The following is a 16621-nucleotide window of genomic DNA, read 5'->3' on the forward strand; positions in this document are numbered from 1 at the left end:
CCATGACCAGCATGCCCGATGCCGTCACGGCACCGTCCCGTCCACCCCAGTCCCCTGCCCAGTCGCAGCGCGGCGGCTCCGCCGGCGACGATGCGAGCGACGGCGGCTTCTCCCGCCTGGTGGACGAGGCCGCGGAGGACGAGTCCGACGAGGCCGCGACCCGCCCCGACCGCCTGCGCAGGCAAAAGCAGGCGACGCCCGACAGCCCCGCCGCCGCACAGTCCGCGATCACCCAGGCGGTCGTCCAGCCGGCGGTCCAGCCCGGCGGCAGCACCGACGCCCCGCTGATGCCCTGGATGGTCGCCGCCCCGGCTGCAGCGCCGGCTCCCCAACAGGGCGAGGCCGCTCCGCCGACCGGGCAGCAGGCTCCCTCCCCCGCAGGGAACGGCGACGAGACCGCAGGGCTCGCTTCCGCCGTGGTTCCGCCGCAGCCGGAAGCTGGCGTCTCCACGCCTGCGGACAAGGCACAGGCCGGGAGCCCCGCCCTTCAGGGCGCCGTCCCGGAGGCCCCTCAGGACAGCGCCGGCCGGACCGCAACCGACCCCGCCTTCCCGCAGCCCGAACCGCTCCCCACGGAGGCGACCGCACCGGGCACTGCCATGGCCGTCCCGGTCGCGGCCGACACGACCCAGGACGCGCGCGCCAGCCGCCGCGACGAAAGCACCGATCCGCGCACCGCGGTCCGCACCACCCGCGGCACCGCCCGCCCGGCCGGCGGCGGCAAGGCTGAGCCGTCCGCCGCCCCTCCAACGGCCGCCCCGACGAACCAGCCCATCGCCGATGTGGTCGCCGCCGCACCCGCCGCTCCGGAGCCGGCACCCCTTTTCGCCGCACCGCCCGGCACCGGCGGCGGCACCGCCGCGACCGGCTTCGAAGCCTTGCCCACCCTGCCCGCCCAGGCCGCCACGCAATATGCCGCCGCCGCGGCATCCGGCCGGGCCGCCACGGCGCACAGCCCGGCGATGGCGCAGCTCGCCGCCCCGCTGGTCCGCGTTCTCGAATCCGGCGGCGGCGAGTTCCACATCGACCTCGCCCCGGCGGAGTTGGGCCGCATCCGCGTGGTCGCCGACGTCAGCGACGGCAAGGTCTCCCTGGCCATCCAGGCGGATCAGGCCGACACGCTGGCCCTGCTGCGGCGCGACCTGCAACAGCTGGAACGGGCGCTCGGCGATGCCGGCCTGTCGCTCGACAACGCCAGCCTGCAGTTCTCGCTGCAGGACGATGGGCAGTCCCGCGGCTTCGCCGCTCCCGATCAGGGCCGTGCCGCCGCCGGCTGGCGCGCGGAAGACCGGTCCGAAGTCAGTCCCGAACCCGTCGCGGATCGACCGATGCGCCCGATCGACGGGCTGGTCGACGTCACCGTCTGAACAGGAAAGACCATCCCGCCATGACCACCACCCCCGGCACCGCCATGACGCAAAGCGCGGCCACGAAGACCGCCCCGTCAGCCGACGAGTCCAAGAAGTCCACGGTCGATTACGAATCCTTCCTGAAGCTGCTGACCGCCCAGCTGCGCAACCAGGATCCGCTGGCGCCGATGGACGCCTCGCAGTTCATGACCCAGCTGGCGCAGCTGTCCACGGTGGAGCAGTCGATGCGCTCCAACGACACGCTGGGCAAGGTGCTCGACACGCTGAAGAGCAGCGGCATGCGCATGGACATGGCCCTGCTCGGCCGCAAGGTGGAGGTGGAGTCGAACCAACTGTCGCTGGCCGGCGGCAAGGCCGAGGCCGCCTACACGGTGGACGGCCAGCCGGCCAGCGTGAAGCTGGAGGTGCTGAACGCCGCCGGCAACGTCGTGCACAGCGCGCCCGGCGCCCTGCAGACCGGCCGTCAGGTCTTCAGCTGGACCGGCAAGACCGCCGGCGGCGCCACCGCCCCGGACGGGCTCTATACGCTGAGGGTGACGGCGAAGGACAAGGACGGCAAGGCGCTGAACACCGCCACCGTCGTCACCGACACGGTGGCCGAGGTGCGCAGCGTCGATGGCGCCACGAAGTTCGTGCTGAAGAACGGCGCCACGGTGGATTCCAACGCCGTGCTGTCGGCTTCGTGAGATGAAAACGCCCTCTCCCCCCGGGGATCCCCCTCTCCCCGGGGGGAGGAGATCCTTCCGGGCGGGAGAGGGAGTCTCTCCCGGTCCTCACAACCGCGTATTGTCCTGGCGCAGCAACCTGTCGATCAGCACCGCGCGCACCGGCTGGGTGCTCTCCCGGCTGGTGAGGGTGCCATTGGCGCCGGCCAGCAGCGCCGTCGCCACCCCCTGCGGATCGACCGACGGGCCGTTGAAGCGGCCATGGCCGGCAAGGTCGAACAGGGCTTCCAGCATGGCGCTGCGCGCATGGGGCAGGTGGCGGCGCACCAGCAGCGCGTCGTCGGCGCTGGACGCCTCCAAAGTCACCTGCGTCAGGATGAAGGCGATGGTGCGGCCCCGCTCCAGCATCGGCACGACCAGCTGCCCCGCCTCCACATAGTAGGGACCGCCGGAAACCGACGACCCGGCATCGGGCCGGCCGTCGGCCGCGGCGTCCTGCGGGGCCTCGATACGGCCGAAGCCGTAGCCGCCGGCAAAGGCGAGCGCGGCGGCCACGGCGAACAGCAAAACGGCTTTCATGCTGCGGATTCCCCAGTGAAGCCGGATGTCAGAAGGGCAGGATCACGTCCAGCACCTGCTGGCCGTAGCGCGGCTGCTGCACGTCGGTGATCTGGCCGCGGCCGCCGTAGGTGATGCGGGCCTCAGCGATCTTGTCGTACTCGATGGTGTTGGCGTTGCTGATGTCCTCGGGACGGATGACACCGGCGATGCGCATCTCGCGCAACTCGTAGTTCACCCGCACCTCCTGCCGGCCGGCTATCACGAAGTTGCCGTTGGGCAGGACCTGGGTGACCACGGCGGCGACGCGCATGGCGATGCGCTCGTTGCGCTGGATGGTGCCGTTGCCGCTCGACGTGCTGGAGCTGTCCAGATCCACCAGGCTCGACGGATCGACCGCGTCGGGCAGCACGGCGGGCAGGCGGCTTTCCAGCCCGAAGAAGTTGGGCAGCCCGGCCTTCTCGTTGTTGGTGCGCCCGCGCTGGGTGCTGTTGCGCAGCTGCGCCTGATCGGAGATGTCGATGACCACCGTCAGCAGGTCGCCCACCGCCTTGGCGCGCGGGTCGCGGAAGAAGTCGCGCGATCCGGTGCGCCACAGCGAACTCGGGATCTGCTCCGCCATGGTCGGCTGCGGCATCGGCAGCGAGATCACGCGCGCTTCCGGCTGCATCGCCGGGTTGGAGATCTCCGACAGGGTGGGAGCGCTGCCGATCTCGGACAGCCGCGCGCAGCCGCCGGTCGCCAGCGAGAGCAGCAGGATGGGGACGAGCGCGGTGCGCATGACGGAAGCTTCCTCTTCGTAAGGCGATCAGGGGCGCGCGGCCAATGTTTCAAGGTCGTTGAGGGATGCGCGGGCCGTTCACCGAAACGGTTTCGGCGCCGGTGACGGTCCCGGTGACGACGGTGCTGCTGGCGATGTTCATGACGCGGACGACGTCGCCGACGCCGCCCTCCTGCAGGGCGCGGCCGCGCGCCGCCAGGATCAGCGCGCCGTCCTCATAGACCAGCGTGACCGGCCGGTTGCGCTGGACGACGATCGGCGCGCCCACCGATCCGACCTGGATCAGCCGCCCGGCCGGGATCTGGCGGCGCGGCGACAGGCCGATCAGCGCGTCGGCAGAAGCGATGAAGCCGGTCCCGGCACGCTCCAGCGACAGGCGGACGGTGGTCAGGTCGGCCGCCTCGATGATCTCGCCCGGCCGGATGCGGCGGACCGGCACCGGCATCGTCACCTCGACATCGGCCCGGCCGCTCAGCTCGATGATCCGGCCGTCGCTGACGATGCGGGCCTGGAAGGTCCCGGTGCGGGGATCGAGGCTGACGTCGCGCACGGCGTCCAGCGGGCCGTCGAACGGCCGGCCGAGCGTGACCGCCACCTGGGCGTCGGCCGGCGCCGCCGGTCCGAGGGAGGCCAGAAGCTCCTCCGCCAGCCGGGACTCGACCGGACCCGCGGCGGCCTGCAGCGGCAGCGCCAGGGCGGCTCCAAGGAGCAGAGCGGCAAGGGTCCGGCGGAGGGTGTGCTGCACGATGCTCACCGCATGTTGGTCATGGTGGAGGCCATCTGGTCGCCGGCCTCGATCACCTTGGCGTTCATCTCGTAGGCGCGCTGGGCGGAGATCAGCTCGGTGATCTCCTGCACAACGTTGACGTTGGAGGATTCCAGATACTTCTGGCGGATGGTGCCGAAACCGGCTTGGCCCGCCAGCCCGTCCTGCGGCTCGCCCGACGCCGGGGTCGCGCGGAACAGGTTGTCGCCCAACGCCTCCAGCCCGCTGTCGTTGACGAACACGGTCATCGCCAGCTGGCCCTGGTTGACCGGCTGGTTGCGGCCGTCGACATAGGCCAGCACTTCGCCGGAGCGGTTGATGACCACCTCGCGCGTGCCCTGCGGCACGGTGATGCCGGGGGCGACGGTATAGCCGTCGGCGGTGACGATGGTGCCCTCCGGCGACAGCTTGAAGCTGCCGGCGCGGGTGTAGACGGTCTCGCCGCCGGGCTGGGTCACGTTGAAATAGCCGCGCCCCTCGATCGCCAGATCCAGCTCGTTGCCGGTGGAGGTCAGGTTGCCGGTGGTGTTGATGCGGTTGACCGAGGTCGGCCGCACGCCCAGCCCCACCTCGACGCCGGTCGGCACGATGGTGCCCGAATCGGTCGACTGGCTGCCCTGCCGCCGCTCCGCCTGATACATCAGGTCCTGGAATTCGGCGCGCGAGCGCTTGAAGGCCGTGGTGTTGATGTTGGCGATGTTGTTGGAGATGACCTCGACGTTCATCTGCTGGGCCATCATGCCGGTGGACGCGATGCTGAGCACGCGCATGGACGGACTCTCCCTTTGGAGCTTTAAGAGGATTTGCCGAGGCGGTTGATGGCGGAGCGCAGCAGGTCCTGCCCGTCGTCCACCATCTTGGTCACCGTCTGATAATCGCGGGTCAGGTCCATCATCCGGCCGATCTCGACGATGCCCTGCACGTTGGACCGCTCGACCTTGCCTTCCACCAGCCGGGTGTCGGGGGCGGGGCGCGCCTCCATGCCCTCGCCCGGCTCGAACAGCAGGTCGCCGGTCTGCTTCAGCTGCTGCGGGTTGTCGAAGCGCGACACGGCGATGCGGGCGATCACGTTGCCGTCGGCCGACAACAGCCCGTCGGAACCGATGCTGATCGTGCTGCTGTCCGACGGGATGACGATGGGGCGGCGCCCATCGTCCAGCACCGGATAGCCGTTGGTGCCGACCAGCGTGCCGTCGGCGTCGCGGCGCAGCCGGCCGTCGCGGGTGTAGCGCACGCCGTCGGGCGACTGCACGGCGAGGAACCCATCGCCGTCCAGCGCCACGTCATAGGGGTTGCCGGTCTCGGTGAAGGCTCCGGCGCGCAGGTCGGTGTAGGTGGAGCGGTCGATGGTGAAGGCGATGCGGTCGGTCGGCTTGCGCCCGCCGGCCTCCATCGCCGCCTCGAACAGGGTGCGCTCGCCGCGGAAGCCGACGGTATTCATGTTGGCGACGTTGTTCGCCACGACGTCCAGCTGCCGCCGCAGCGCCATCTGGCGCGACAGTCCGATGTAAAGCTGGTTCTCCATCGCCGAACACTCCGGTTTTGAACTCCGCCTTAATCTGGACGATGCAGTTTAAAGCCGGGTTTCAACCTGGACCGCCCCGGCCGGCTCCTTGCCGCTCTTGGGAAAGGTTTGGCGATCATTTCGATAAAATGCGAGACGACTGTGATGAAACGGCGCCCGGATAACGCATCGGTCCTTGGTTCGACGCCAGTTTTGGGTTCGACGCTGATCCTCGCCCTGCTGGCGGCGTCCGGTCCGGCACAGGCCGCCTCCGTCCGCGGGCAGCTGGGCGACCACGGCGACTATTCGCGGCTGGTGCTGTCGGTGCCGAAGGGGGCGGAGCCGGTGGCGGTCGTCGACGGCTGCGTCCTGCGTATCAGCACGCCCGACCCGGTGCGCTGGCCGCTGGCGAGCCTGCGCGACAGCTTCTCCCGCCGCCTGTCGGACTTCGTGACGGCGGACGGCGGACGCAGCCTGACCGCGGCGATCCCCTGCGGCGCACGGGTCACGAGCTTCATCGAGCGCCGGATGCTGATCGTCGATGTCGGCGGGCCGCCGGTGCCGGGCGTCAAGCCGGGGGCGCCGCTTGAGGTACAGCCGGAGGCGGCGGTCGTAGCTGCGGGGCCGGTGCCGGAGGCGCCACAGGTCGCGACGTCCAGCGTGGCAACGATTGCCGAGGCTTTGAATCCCATCGGCACCGCTCATGCGGCGCCCGCCAATCTCCCTCTCCCGGAAGAGTCCCCTCTCCCCCCGGGGAGAGGGTTAGGGTGAGGGGGAGCGCGGCGAGGATTCCCGGGATAGCCACGCAGTGCGTCCCCCTCACCCCGACCCTCTCCCCGGGGGGAGAGGGGGATTGCGCCAAGTTCAGAGATCCGTCAAACCGCCAGCCTGGAGGGCGAAGTCCGCTCCAGCATCGAAGACACGCTGCGCCAGCTGGAGCGCATGCCGGACCGCAGCTCGAAACCCGCCCCGCAAGCGGCCGAACCGCCCAAGCCCCCCGCCCCGCCGCCGATCGGGGCGATGGACCTCGCCGGCTGGGCCGGGGACGACTTCAACCGCACGCGCGAGGCGCTGCAGCGGGCGGTCGGTGCGGCGCAGGGCCGGGCGCGGGTCGATGCCCAGATCGCGCTGATCCGCTTCCTGCTCGCCCGCGCCATGGACGAGGAGGGGCGCGCGGCGCTGGAGACGGCCGCCAGCCTGTCGCCGGCGCCCGACCAGCGCTACAGCCTGCGTATCCTCGGCGATGCCTTCCGTGCGCTCGACCGCGAAGACGCGCCGGACGACAATCTGTTCGTCCAGCTGCCGGCCGGCGTCATGGCCGACCACAATGTCTGGCGCAGCGTCGCCCTCGCCCCCACCCGCTGGGCCGCGGCGAAGGAGGGGCTGCCGATCGCCCTGCGCCGTCTGCTCGACTATCCGGCCGACCTGCGCAGCCGGCTGCTGACGACGCTCGCCGCCGCATCGGACGAGGCCGGGGACGTCACCGCCCTGAACCTGATCGTGCTTGAGATGATCACCGTCGACTCCAGGGGCATGGCGGACGGCCGGCTCGACTATTTCCGCGGCCGGCTGGCGGAGTTGAAGGCGACGCCCGACGCGGCGCTGGAGCGGTACGACGCCGCCGCATCCTTGCGCCGCGGCCCCTTCGCCCGCCGGGCCGAGGTGCGCGCCATCGAGCTGCGCCGCGGCCTGGGCCGGCTTGACGAGGACGGCGCCATCGCCGCGCTGGAGACCCTGCGCTTCGCCTGGCGCGGCGACGAGATCGAGACCGACGCGCTGGCCGCGCTCGGCAGCGCTTATGCCCGCAGCGGCAGGACCGACGCGGCGCTCGACATCTTCGGCCTGCTCGGCCGCCGATTCGGCGCCACGGCGCGCGGACGCGACGCCCTGGCGGCCGGACGCGACCTGCTGGCCGCCGTGCTCGACCGGCTCGACCGCTCGCCGCCGGGCGGGCTCTACGCGCTGGCGCTGCAGGCCCGGCACGGCCGGCTGGTGGCTCAGGCCGACCGGGCGGACGGCAATCTGCGCCTGCGCCTCGCCACCCTGCTGCTGCGCGACGGCTACGCCCTTGAGGCCACCCGCATCCTGCATGCCCTGACCGAGACCGCCGGCGGACCGCAGCGGGCGGAGCTGGGCGCCACCCTCGCCCGCGCCCTGATCGACAGCGGGCGCGAGGCAGAGGCGCTGGACGTGCTCGCCAGCACCGGCAACCCGGCGCTGGAACCGGCCCTGGCCGAACGCCGCGCCCTGCTGCGCGCCGACGCGCTGCTCGGCGACGGCGACACCGTGCGGGCGCTCGACGCGCTGCGCGGGCTGACCGGGCCGGAGGCGGCGCGGCTGCGCGCCCAGGGGCTGTTCGCCGCCGGCGAATGGGCCGCAGCCCGCAGGGCCTTCGCCGAGCTGGCCGCGACCGGCAGCGAACCGACGGCGGAGGACGTGGCGCTGCAGGGCCTGTCGGCCTATCTGGCCGGCGACGGCGAGGCGCTGCGCGGCATCGACGACCGGCAGCGCGGCCGGCTGGCCGGCACCCGCTGGGCCGGATTGCTCGACGCGCTGTCCCCGCCGTCCGCCGAAGGCCCGCTGCGTGCGGAATCGGTGGAACGCGACCTCGCCGCCGCCGCGGCACTCGACCGGCTGGCGCGCGACTGGCGCGGCAAGCCCTGACTTCCAGGCCGCGATCCGTAAAGCCGCTTTAAACGGCGGCCTGTAGCGTCGTCGGCGCGTTGCCCCGGTCGCGACGGCCTGTGCACATCCGGAGAAGAGAAACATGCGCTTGATGTTCGGGTTGATCGCGGTGTTCGCCAGCGTGCTGGGCGGATTCTATGCGATGGGCGGGCGGATGGCCGTGCTGTGGCAGCCGGTCGAGATCGTCATCATCATCGGTGCCGGCATCGGCGGCTTCGCCATCGCCAACAGCCCGTCGGTCCTGCGCGACACGCTGCGCGCCGTCGGCGCCATCGCCCGCGGGCGGAGCACGCCCAAGAACGACTATCTGGACATGATCGCCCTGGTCTACGGCCTGCTGCGCGTCGCCAAGTCCAAGGGCATGTCGCAGATCGAGGCCGACATCGACAAGCCGACCGAAAGCCCGCTGTTCACCCAGTATCCCAACGTGCTGCGCTATGAGCGCTGCATGACCTTCCTCTGCGACTATCTGCGCCTGATCGCGCTGGGCCAGGACAACCCGCACGACCTGGAATCGCTGATGACGGAGGAGCTGGACACGCTGGGCCGCGAGCTGAACCAGGTGCCGAAGGCGCTGCAGAACCTTGCCGACGCCCTGCCGGCGCTGGGCATCGTCGCCGCTGTGCTGGGCGTCATCAACGCCATGGGCGCCATCAGCGAGGCGCCGGAGGTGCTGGGCCGCATGATCGGCGGCGCGCTGACCGGCACCTTCCTGGGCGTGCTGCTGTCCTACGGCATGGTCGGCCCGATCGCCAGCGCCGCCCGCCAGCGCCGCGAATCGGAACTGAACATGTATTTCTGCATCAAGGCGGCGCTCTGCGCCTATCTGCGCGGCAGCCCGCCCCAGGTCTGCGCCGAATACGCCCGCAAGGTGCTCTACACCGACATCCAGCCCAGCCTGGCCGAGGTCGAGGTCGCCACCACCCTGTCGTCGCAGGCCAAGAGCCGCGACGCCCGTCAGCCGGCGTGACCGGCCATGCCGCGCAAGACCGCCCTCCCCCCGATCATCGTCAAGCGCCATCTCGGCGGCCATGAGGAAGAGGAGCACAACGGCACCTGGAAGCTGGCCTATGCCGACTTCGTGACGGCGATGATGACCTTCTTCCTGGTGATGTGGCTGATGAACATCACCACCACCGAACAGCGCAAGGGCATCGCCGACTATTTCAACCCGGTCGCCGTGTCGCAGAGCAATTCCGGCGCCGACGGCATGCTCGCCGGCCGCTCGGTCGACAAGACCGGATCGCTGACCACCCCCAACGCCACGGGCGATCAGGCGAGCCCGGTGGCCTCGCCGCCGGTCGTGGCGTCGGTTGGCGACAGCGACCGCCAGCCGGCTGGCCGCAAGGACCCGATGCCGCATCCGGCCGGCAGCCCGGTGCCGCCGGTGGACCTGCTGCGCCCCGCCGCCGAACCGGCGCAAGCCGCGGCCGCCCAAGCAACGGCTGCCCAAGCAACGGCTGCCGAACCGCCGGCCACCGGAGTCGCCGCGACCCGGGCGGAGCTTGAGGCCCTGCTCGACCGCCAATCCGCCGAGCTGACCGAACGGGTGGCGCTGGAAACGCTGGAGCGCGACCTGCGCCAGCGCATCGCCGCCTCGCCGGACCTCAACGCCCTGCAGGGCAGTCTGGTGATCCAGCAGGTGCCGGAGGGACTGCGTGTCCAGCTGACCGATCAGGCCCGCTTCTCGATGTTCAAGGTCGGCTCGGCCCAAATGAACGAGCAGGGCCGCCGGCTGATGCGGATGGTGGCCTCGGCCCTGGCCTCCGTCCCCAATCCCATCGGCATCACCGGCCACACCGACGCGCTCGGCTACGCTCCCGACGCCAAATACGGCAATTGGGAACTGTCCAGCGACCGCGCCAACGCCGCCCGCCGCGAACTGCTGTCCAGCGGCATTCCCGGCAGCCGCATCGTCCGCGTCGAAGGCCGCGCAGACCTCGACCATTTCGGCAGCAGCGACCCGCTCGACCCCAGCAACCGGCGGATCAGCATCACGTTGCTGCGGCGGCCGGGGTGAGGTGAGGTTACCGCTTCGGTGCCCCCACCCCAACCCTCCCCCGCTGGGCGGGGGAGGGGGTAAGTGCTTAGGTGGGAGAGTGGTGGCAATCCCTCCCCCGCCCAGCTCTCGCACAAAGCTTCGCTTTGTGCTGACGCGACAGGCGGACCGTAGGTCCGCTGAGAGCGGGGGAGGTTAGGTGCGGGCAATCGAAGCCGACACTTTCCAAATAAAAACCCCCAAACATTTTAACAAAACCGCCCGCCTTTTCCTTTAAAGCGCCTTTAAAACCCCTTCGCTACCGTTAACCCGTCAGTCCTTCGCGGAGAATCCCGGGACGCGCCATTCCCCTTCCGTTTGTCGTCACTGCGACGGCCCGTTCGACGGTTGACCAGAGGATCCCAAGGATGAGCCTGTACAGCGCAATGCGTTCCGGTGTCAGCGGCATGGCCGCGCAAAGCTCGCGCCTCGCCGCCATTTCGGACAACATCAGCAATTCCCAGACGGTCGGCTACAAGCGCGCCACCGTGGATTTCTCCACCCTGGTCACCTCCCCCGGCGCCCGCAGCACCTACACGGCCAGCGGCGTGCAATCCGCCACGCACTATCAGGTGCAGCAGGACGGCACCATCCTCGGTTCCACCTCGACGACCGACATGGCGATCAGCGGCAACGGCTTCTTCGTCGTCGGCAGCACGGCCTCCGGCACGCCGCAATATTCGCTGACCCGCGCCGGCAGCTTCCGGCCCGACGAAAGCGGCTTCCTGCGCAACAATGCCGGCCAGTATTTGGAAGCGTGGAAGCTGAACCCCGACGGCACGCTGCCCAACGTCAGCACCGCCCGCTTCGACGACCTGCAGTCGGTCAACATCGGCAACCTCGTCTATGGCGGCAGCAAGACGACGCTGATGGACTTCTCCGGCAACCTGCCGGCGCAGGCGGCGGCCGGCGACAGCTTTACGACCAGCCCGACCTTCTATGACGGGCTCGGCAACCCGCTGGACCTGTCGCTGACCTGGACCAAGGGCGCCACTCCCAATCAGTGGACGCTGACCGCCACCGGCCCGGCCGGCTACACGGTCGCCGGCGCGCCGCTGACGCTGAACTTCGCCGCCACCGGCCCCTATGCCGGCAAGCCGGTGGACGGCGCCGGCCTGCCGCTGAACCCGATGCCCGGCATCACCGTCTCCTCCCCGGCCACGCCGACCGCCGACAGCTTCACCATGTCGCTCGGCAACGTCACGCAGCTGAACGGCGACTATGTCCCGACCGTCACCGGCGACGGCGCCAAGGTCGGTCAGGTCACCTCGGTCAACATCGACGACAGTGGCAAGCTGTGGGTGATGTACGACAACGGCGCCCGGCAGGCGCTGTACCAGATCCCCATCGCCACCGTCACCAACCCGGACGGTCTGGTCGCCCAGGACGGCAACACCTACACGCTGGGCGCCGAGACCGGCACGCTGACGCTGGGCGCCGGCAAGCAGGGAGCCGCCGGCACCGTCATCGGCGCGGCACTGGAGCAGTCCAACGTCGACATCGCCACCGAGCTGGTGTCGCTGATCGAAACCCAGCGGGCCTACTCGTCGAATGCCACCCTGGTGCGCACGGCCGACGAGATGGTCGAAGAAACCACCCGCCTGAAGCGTTGAGCCCAGTCGCGACGGAGCCCCGGCCATGAGCGTCCAACTCGCCCTCACCGCCGCCCTGTCCGGCCTGCGCACGACGCAGCAGCAGGCGGCGATGACCTCCCACAACCTCGCCAATGCCACCACCGCCGGCTATGTGCGCCGCGACCTCAGCCTGTCGTCGATCAACACCGCCGGCCGCGGTGCCGGGGTGCAGGTCGACGCCATCGCCCGCAAGGTGGACGAGCTGCTGATCCGCGACGCCCGGTACGAGACGAGCCGCTACACCGGGCAGGAGGCGCGCGCTTCGGCGCTCGCCGACTACGCCCTGGTGCTGGGCCAGCCGCAGGACGAGAAATCGGTCTCCACCCAGCTGTCGAAGCTGCAGCAGGCCTTCTCCCGCCTGCACGGCATGCCGCAGGACGATGCCGCCCAGAACGCGGTGGTGTCGCAGGCGACGACGCTCGCCGACTCGCTCAGGCGCGCCGCGGAAGCTGCACAGACGGTACAGTCCGACGCCCGCGACCGGCTGCAGACCTCCGTCGATTCGGTGAACACCGCGCTGCAGCGGATCAGCGACCTGAACGGCAGGATCGCCGGGCTGGAAGCGCGCGGCGGCGACGCCGGCGACCTGCGCGACGACCGCGACCGCCTGCTCGACCAGGTCTCGCAGGAGATCGGCATCCGCACCTACAGCCGCGAGGACGGCCAGGTGGTGGTGATGACCCGCAACGGCCAGACGCTGCTCGACCACCCGCTGGCGCCGGGCGAACAGCCGCTGACCCTGCTGGGTGACGATGTCATGGCCAACGGCGTCGCCCTGTCCGCCAAGCCGGACAGCGAGATCCAGAGCGGCCGCATCATGGGCTATGTCCAGACCATCAAGCAGGACATGCCCCGCGCGCTGGCCCAGCTGGACGAGCTGGCCGCCGGCCTTGTCCAGGCCTTCCAGGGGGCCGAGGCCGATCCGACCCAGCCGGGCCTGTTCACCGACGCCGGTGCCGCCTATGGCACCACCGCCGGGCTGGCCTCGCGCATCGCCGTCAACGACGCGGTGCGGTCCGAAAGCTGGCGGGTGCGCAGCGGCGTCCAGGCCGCGGCCCCACTCCAGCCGGGCGACCAGACGCAGATCGACAAATTCCTGACCGTCTTCACCGACGCCCACAGCTTCGCCGCCACCGACATGCCGGCCTCGGCGACGCTCGGCGGCTACGCCACCGCCATGGTGTCGGCCCAGCAGGGCTACCGCACCGGTGCCGAATCGGAGATGAACGCGCGCAAGATCAGCGCCGACACGCTGGAATCCGCCCGCATCAACCGCGACGGCGTCAACATCGACGACGAGATGCAGAAGCTCCTGCTGATCGAGCAGAGCTATGGCGCCAGCGCCCAGGTGGTGCAGGTCGCCGGCCGCATGATCGACATCCTGCTGCAGATCAAGGGGTAAACCCGATGCTTTACAATGCCCTGTCCACGCTGGGGATGAGCCGGAAGCTGCAGAGCACCATGACCCGGCAGCAGATGGAGCTGGTCCGCGCCAACGAGGAGGTGGCGACCGGCGTCCATGCCGACGTCGCCGCCACCATCGGCGCCAGCACCGGCCGCGACATCGCGCTGCGCAACCTGTTCGACCGCACCGACGAGTATGTGAAGACCACCGACCTGCTCGACGGCCGGATGAAGATGATGGACAGCGCGATGACCAGCATCATCGCGTCGGGCACCGACCTGCTGGCCGCCGCCTCCACCGGCCTGGGGCAGCAGTCGCCGACCGGCACCTCGCTGCAGGTGCGGGCGCGCGGCGTGCTGGATCAAGTGGTGGGGCTGCTGAACGCGTCGTCCGGCAACGCCTATCTGTTCGCCGGAACGGCGCTCGACCAGCCGCCGATGCGCAATGTCGACGGCGACAAGTCGGGCCTGCGCTCGCCCATGCAGATCGTCCGCGACGCCATCCAGTCCGCCACCGGCGGTGCGGAAATGCCGAAGACGGCGGCGGAGACCGCGGCGGTCATTGCACGGCTGGACGATCTGTTCGCCGTGCGCGACCCGGCCACCCCGGCCCCGGCGCCGCTGACCGACACCTTCGAAGGCGGGCTCTACACCGGCACCACCTCGCTCCAGCCCGGCGGCGGCGCCTCACCCCGGGTCGCCGGCCGGCCGGCAGACTCCAGCACTATCGCCTATGGCGTGCAGGCCAATGACCCGATGATGCGGGAACTGCTGGAAGGCATCTACATGCTGGCGGCGGTCGACACCTCCAAGATGGATGTCGACGCCTATCCCGACTACATCAAGACGGCGGTCGACAAGCTGTCCAGCGGCCTCGGCAACCTGCGGGAGGCGACGGCGCAGCTCGGCGTCCAGCGCGCCCAGATCGCCACGCTGGCCGAACAGCACAAGACGCAGAAGTCGATCCTCAGCCTGCAGATCAACAATCTGGAAGGCGTCGATCCCTATGAGGCGAGCACGCGGATCAGCCAGCTGGAGGCGCAGATCGACGCCACCTCCAACGCCACCGCGCGCATCGCCAAGCTCCGCCTGACCAACTACCTCTAGGTCCCATCGCCATGAGCCCCGGCATCCAGGCCCCCGTTCCGCGCCGGCCCGCCATCGGCCGTGCCGCCTTCCGCCGAGCCGCGGCGCTGGCCGCCGGGCTGCTGCTGGCGCTCGCCGCCATGGCGATCCTGCCCGCTCCGGCGGCTGCCCAGACCCGGGTGAAGGATCTGGTCACCTTCGACGGGGTCCGCCGCAACCAGCTGGTCGGCTACGGCCTGGTGGTCGGGCTGAACGGCACCGGCGACCGCCTCATCAACACCCCCTTCACCGAACAGAGCCTGAAGGGGATGATGGAGCGGCTGGGCATCAACACCCGCGGCGAGACCCTGCGCACCCGCAACGCCGCGGCGGTGATGGTGACGGCCAGCCTGCCGCCCTTCCCGCGCCAGGGCACCACGGTGGATGTGACGGTTTCGGCGCTGGGCGACGCCACCAGCCTGCTGGGCGGCACGCTGGTGGTGACGCCGCTGCTGGGTGCGGATGGCGAGGCCTATGCCGTGGCCCAGGGGCCGCTGTCGGTCAGCGGCTTCACCGCCGGCGGCTCGGCGGCGACGGTGACCAAGGGCGTGCCGACCACCGCCCGCATCGCCAACGGCGCCACGGTGGAGCGCGAGCTGAAATTCGCCCTGAACGATGTCGGCGCGGTGCGGATGGCCCTGCGCAACCCCGATTTCACCACGGCGATCCGCATCGCCGACGCGGTGAACGGCCGGCTCGGCGCCGGCAACGCCCGCGTGGTCGATTTGACCACCGTCGATGTGCGGATCACCGGTGCGTATGTCGGCAACGTCCCCCGCCTGATCGGCGAGATCGAACAGCTGCCGGTCCGCCCCGACGCCATCGCCCGCGTGGTAGTGGACGAGCGCAGCGGCACCATCGTCATCGGCGATGACGTGCGGGTCAGCCGCGTCGCCATCACCCAGGGCAACCTGACCGTCCGCGTGGTGGAGACGCCGCAGGTGTCGCAGCCGCAGCCCTTCAGCAACGGCTCCACCGTCGTCGTGCCGCGCACCGACGTGCAGGTTCAGGAAGGCAATGGCCGCCAGTTCGTGACCGTCGGCGGCAATGTCAGCCTGCAGCAGCTGGTCAATGGGCTGAACGCTCTGGGCGTGGGGCCGCGCGACATGGTGGCCATCCTCCAGGCCATCAAGGCCGCCGGCGCCCTGCACGCCGATCTGGAAATCATCTGACCGCGAGAGACGACGATGGACATCGCCGCAACCACCCTCCGCACCCCGCCCGCGGCTCCACCCTCGACATCGGCGCCGACCATCCCCAACGCGGCCGCCGCCGAAAAGGTCGCCAAGGAGTTCGAGGCGATGCTGGTCAGCCAGCTGATGGAAAGCATGTTCGCGGGCATGCGCGAAAGCCCGCTGTTCGGCGGCGGCGGACCGGCGGAAAAGCCGTGGCGCAGCATGATGCTGCAGGAATACGGCAAGGCCATCGCCGAATCCGGCACGCTCGGCATCGGCAGGATGACGCATGACGAGATCGCCCGCCTCTACGCATCGCAAGCGGAGCAGCCGTCATGAGCGTCACCCTCAAGGACCTGATCCACGAATTCGCCCCCGACCGCAGCGCCGAACAGGCGCCGGCCGAGGACATGGCCGCCCCCGATCCCGGCTATGACGGCGCCACCGCCCTGCTGGTGCGCGACTTCCTCGACGCGGTGGAGGCCCTGTCGGCCGTCCTGGAAGAGGAATCGGCCTGCATCGCCGCCGGCATGCTCGACCGGCTGGAGGCCTTCGCCCACCGCAAGGCGGCGATGGCCGAACAGCTGGAAGGCGCCGTGCTGCGGGCACGCGACGAGGGCATCCGCCTGCCTGACGATCTGCGCGCAATGACGCTGGAGCGCATCGACCGGCTGGAGCGGGCGGTCACCGCCAACGCCTCCGGCCTCGTCGCGCTGCGCAAAGCGGTTCTGACCATCAACCGCAACCTGCTGACCGCGCTGGAAAAGGCGGCCAGCGACGGCACCTACGCCCGCGACGGACAGGCGCGGCGGCCGGTGGAACTCTCGGCCTCGGGCCTGAACGCCAGCCTTTGAGCCTCAGCCGCGGCTCTTCACGCTCGCCAGTTCGCCAGCCTGCTCCAGCTTGATGATGCAGG

General features: G+C 70.5%; 18 protein-coding genes (1 of these 18 only partly in view). 12 read left to right on the forward strand and 6 right to left on the reverse strand.

Features of this window, described 5'->3' with window-relative positions:
• Positions 1-2: 2 nt before the first annotated feature.
• Both AB8P05_RS30425 and AB8P05_RS30430 read left to right on the forward strand, forming a co-directional pair.
• Complete coding sequence (locus AB8P05_RS30425; protein ID WP_472761714.1) at positions 3-1367, forward strand: flagellar hook-length control protein FliK; 1365 nt, start codon at positions 3-5, stop codon at positions 1365-1367.
• Positions 1368-1387: 20 nt separating this feature from the next.
• Positions 1388-2056, forward strand: a complete 669-nt coding sequence (locus AB8P05_RS30430) for a flagellar hook assembly protein FlgD (RefSeq protein WP_472761715.1) — start codon at positions 1388-1390, stop codon at positions 2054-2056.
• A gap of 87 nt (positions 2057-2143) precedes the next feature.
• On the opposite strand, the gene AB8P05_RS30435 is transcribed toward AB8P05_RS30430, so the two are convergent.
• The 5 genes from AB8P05_RS30435 to flgF are packed head-to-tail and all read right to left on the reverse strand — an operon-like array spanning position 2144 to position 5665.
• Entirely contained in the window at positions 2144-2614 is a 471-nt protein-coding gene (locus AB8P05_RS30435; RefSeq protein ID WP_472761716.1) for a hypothetical protein, read from the reverse strand.
• A gap of 28 nt (positions 2615-2642) precedes the next feature.
• A complete protein-coding gene (flgH, locus tag AB8P05_RS30440) occupies positions 2643-3374 on the reverse strand; it encodes a flagellar basal body L-ring protein FlgH (RefSeq protein WP_455176018.1) in 732 nt (243 codons plus the stop codon).
• A 49-nt stretch (positions 3375-3423) separates the two neighbouring features.
• Positions 3424-4119: a flagellar basal body P-ring formation chaperone FlgA gene (flgA, locus tag AB8P05_RS30445; RefSeq protein ID WP_472761717.1), complete on the reverse strand. Its 696-nt coding sequence runs from the start codon at positions 4117-4119 to the stop codon at positions 3424-3426.
• 5 nt (positions 4120-4124) lie between these two features.
• On the reverse strand, positions 4125-4910 hold the full coding sequence (gene flgG, locus AB8P05_RS30450; RefSeq protein ID WP_455176016.1) for a flagellar basal-body rod protein FlgG: 786 nt from the start codon (positions 4908-4910) through the stop codon (positions 4125-4127).
• 23 nt (positions 4911-4933) lie between these two features.
• Positions 4934-5665 (reverse strand): flagellar basal-body rod protein FlgF, encoded by a 732-nt coding sequence (gene flgF, locus AB8P05_RS30455; protein ID WP_472761718.1) that lies wholly within the window; start codon positions 5663-5665, stop codon positions 4934-4936.
• 192 nt (positions 5666-5857) lie between these two features.
• On the opposite strand from flgF, the gene AB8P05_RS30460 reads away from it, so the two are divergent.
• The 10 genes from AB8P05_RS30460 to AB8P05_RS30505 all read left to right on the forward strand — a co-directional run bounded on the left by AB8P05_RS30460 (position 5858) and on the right by AB8P05_RS30505 (position 16559).
• Positions 5858-6415 (forward strand): hypothetical protein, encoded by a 558-nt coding sequence (locus tag AB8P05_RS30460; RefSeq protein ID WP_472761719.1) that lies wholly within the window; start codon positions 5858-5860, stop codon positions 6413-6415.
• A gap of 171 nt (positions 6416-6586) precedes the next feature.
• On the forward strand, positions 6587-8308 hold the full coding sequence (locus AB8P05_RS30465) for a hypothetical protein (protein WP_472761720.1): 1722 nt from the start codon (positions 6587-6589) through the stop codon (positions 8306-8308).
• 103 nt (positions 8309-8411) lie between these two features.
• Complete coding sequence (gene motA / locus AB8P05_RS30470; protein ID WP_472761721.1) at positions 8412-9299, forward strand: flagellar motor stator protein MotA; 888 nt, start codon at positions 8412-8414, stop codon at positions 9297-9299.
• 6 nt (positions 9300-9305) lie between these two features.
• Positions 9306-10349, forward strand: coding sequence for a flagellar motor protein MotB (locus tag AB8P05_RS30475; protein ID WP_472761722.1), 1044 nt, complete (start codon positions 9306-9308; stop codon positions 10347-10349).
• A gap of 386 nt (positions 10350-10735) precedes the next feature.
• Positions 10736-11980 (forward strand): flagellar hook protein FlgE, encoded by a 1245-nt coding sequence (locus tag AB8P05_RS30480; RefSeq protein WP_472761723.1) that lies wholly within the window; start codon positions 10736-10738, stop codon positions 11978-11980.
• 25 nt (positions 11981-12005) lie between these two features.
• The gene (flgK, locus tag AB8P05_RS30485) at positions 12006-13403 is read left to right on the forward strand and encodes a flagellar hook-associated protein FlgK (RefSeq protein WP_472761724.1); all 1398 of its coding nucleotides are present in this window, start codon (positions 12006-12008) and stop codon (positions 13401-13403) included.
• A 5-nt stretch (positions 13404-13408) separates the two neighbouring features.
• A complete protein-coding gene (locus tag AB8P05_RS30490) occupies positions 13409-14512 on the forward strand; it encodes a flagellin N-terminal helical domain-containing protein (protein WP_472761725.1) in 1104 nt (367 codons plus the stop codon).
• An 11-nt stretch (positions 14513-14523) separates the two neighbouring features.
• The gene (locus tag AB8P05_RS30495; RefSeq protein WP_472761726.1) at positions 14524-15702 is read left to right on the forward strand and encodes a flagellar basal body P-ring protein FlgI; all 1179 of its coding nucleotides are present in this window, start codon (positions 14524-14526) and stop codon (positions 15700-15702) included.
• A gap of 15 nt (positions 15703-15717) precedes the next feature.
• Positions 15718-16044 (forward strand): rod-binding protein, encoded by a 327-nt coding sequence (locus AB8P05_RS30500; RefSeq protein ID WP_472761727.1) that lies wholly within the window; start codon positions 15718-15720, stop codon positions 16042-16044.
• On the forward strand, positions 16041-16559 hold the full coding sequence (locus AB8P05_RS30505) for a flagellar protein FlgN (RefSeq protein ID WP_472761728.1): 519 nt from the start codon (positions 16041-16043) through the stop codon (positions 16557-16559). Before AB8P05_RS30500 ends, AB8P05_RS30505 begins: the two co-directional genes overlap by 4 nt.
• Before the next feature lie 3 nt (positions 16560-16562).
• Here AB8P05_RS30505 and AB8P05_RS30510 read toward each other — a convergent pair whose 3' ends face one another.
• A protein-coding gene (locus tag AB8P05_RS30510) for a hypothetical protein (protein WP_472761729.1) crosses the window boundary here: on the reverse strand, positions 16563-16621 show its final stretch. It continues 511 nt past the right edge of the window; only the last 59 of its 570 coding nucleotides appear in the window; the start codon falls outside the window, past its right edge; the stop codon is at positions 16563-16565.

This window comes from Azospirillum sp. VT-I1, from assembly GCF_055698305.1.

What these genes read in the sequence shown, in the direction of transcription:
- AB8P05_RS30425 (WP_472761714.1), top strand. Translation starts at nt 3, where the DNA reads ATGACCAGCATGCCCGATGCCGTCACGGCACCGTCCCGTCCACCCCAG.
- AB8P05_RS30430 (WP_472761715.1), top strand. Translation starts at nt 1,388, where the DNA reads ATGACCACCACCCCCGGCACCGCCATGACGCAAAGCGCGGCCACGAAG.
- AB8P05_RS30435 (WP_472761716.1), bottom strand. Translation starts at nt 2,614, where the DNA reads ATGAAAGCCGTTTTGCTGTTCGCCGTGGCCGCCGCGCTCGCCTTTGCC.
- flgH (WP_455176018.1), bottom strand. Translation starts at nt 3,374, where the DNA reads ATGCGCACCGCGCTCGTCCCCATCCTGCTGCTCTCGCTGGCGACCGGC.
- flgG (WP_455176016.1), bottom strand. Translation starts at nt 4,910, where the DNA reads ATGCGCGTGCTCAGCATCGCGTCCACCGGCATGATGGCCCAGCAGATG.
- flgF (WP_472761718.1), bottom strand. Translation starts at nt 5,665, where the DNA reads ATGGAGAACCAGCTTTACATCGGACTGTCGCGCCAGATGGCGCTGCGG.
- AB8P05_RS30465 (WP_472761720.1), top strand. Translation starts at nt 6,587, where the DNA reads ATGCCGGACCGCAGCTCGAAACCCGCCCCGCAAGCGGCCGAACCGCCC.
- motA (WP_472761721.1), top strand. Translation starts at nt 8,412, where the DNA reads ATGCGCTTGATGTTCGGGTTGATCGCGGTGTTCGCCAGCGTGCTGGGC.
- AB8P05_RS30475 (WP_472761722.1), top strand. Translation starts at nt 9,306, where the DNA reads ATGCCGCGCAAGACCGCCCTCCCCCCGATCATCGTCAAGCGCCATCTC.
- AB8P05_RS30480 (WP_472761723.1), top strand. Translation starts at nt 10,736, where the DNA reads ATGAGCCTGTACAGCGCAATGCGTTCCGGTGTCAGCGGCATGGCCGCG.
- flgK (WP_472761724.1), top strand. Translation starts at nt 12,006, where the DNA reads ATGAGCGTCCAACTCGCCCTCACCGCCGCCCTGTCCGGCCTGCGCACG.
- AB8P05_RS30490 (WP_472761725.1), top strand. Translation starts at nt 13,409, where the DNA reads ATGCTTTACAATGCCCTGTCCACGCTGGGGATGAGCCGGAAGCTGCAG.
- AB8P05_RS30495 (WP_472761726.1), top strand. Translation starts at nt 14,524, where the DNA reads ATGAGCCCCGGCATCCAGGCCCCCGTTCCGCGCCGGCCCGCCATCGGC.
- AB8P05_RS30500 (WP_472761727.1), top strand. Translation starts at nt 15,718, where the DNA reads ATGGACATCGCCGCAACCACCCTCCGCACCCCGCCCGCGGCTCCACCC.
- AB8P05_RS30505 (WP_472761728.1), top strand. Translation starts at nt 16,041, where the DNA reads ATGAGCGTCACCCTCAAGGACCTGATCCACGAATTCGCCCCCGACCGC.